This is a genomic window from Vibrio sp. 10N.222.55.C6, assembly GCF_041473395.1.
In the GTDB taxonomy this organism is placed as follows: domain Bacteria; phylum Pseudomonadota; class Gammaproteobacteria; order Enterobacterales; family Vibrionaceae; genus Vibrio; species Vibrio crassostreae_C.
This window is the reverse complement of the sequence record NZ_JBFRSD010000405.1, coordinates 1-698: the sequence shown is the minus strand read 5'-3', so window position 1 is coordinate 698 and position 698 is coordinate 1. Positions and strand designations below refer to the sequence as shown.

The 698-nt window shown below is 44.4% G+C and carries 1 protein-coding gene; it reads right to left on the bottom strand.

The annotated features are described in order from the left end of the window. Nucleotides 1–90: 90 nt before the first annotated feature. The coding region (locus AB4486_RS24335) for a carbohydrate ABC transporter permease (protein ID WP_372119202.1) at nt 91–698 on the bottom strand (608 nt) is incomplete at its 5' end.

Here is a 698-nt window from a genome sequence, read left to right as displayed (position 1 = left end):
ATCAAGATCTTAGTCATGATGTACATGGTGCGTTCGCTTGGCATTAGGCCACTTAGTGGTGAAGTATTTGTCTTAATTGATGTCGACATCTTAATGTTCCCCTAAGCCTTTCTTACCGAAGAATAAAAATTGAACCAAGGTACACGTTGCGATGAGTGCAAACAGAAGCCATGAAATCGCTGAGGCCGTGCCCATTTCTAGCCATTCCCAACCCACTTTGTAGAGGTACATAGAGATAGTTAAACCAGATTGGCCTGTACCACCTGTGCCACGCGTTAGTACGAACGGTTCTTCAAACATTTGCAGGTTACCGATGATGGTCATGGTAATTGCAAAGAAGATAAATGGACGAATCATTGGTAGTGATATGTTCCAGAAGCGGCGGAAGGCATTGGCACCATCCATACGAGCAGCTTCTAAAATGTCTTTAGGAATCGTCATTAAACCCGTGGTGTAAAGGACGATGTTAAAACCGGTGTATTTCCAGAAAACCATGATCGCGATAGACGGCTTCACCATAGTGGCATCGTCTAACCAGCGGATGGGTTGAAAATCATTAACCCAAGCAAATGCCCAACCAAACAGCGTGCTATCAGCCAGAGCCATCAGCGTTTGGTTAATAATTCCTGAGTTAGGAGAGTACATGTTGAAGAAAATCAGTGACGCTGCGACCGTTGATGTGATGAACGGTAGAAAGT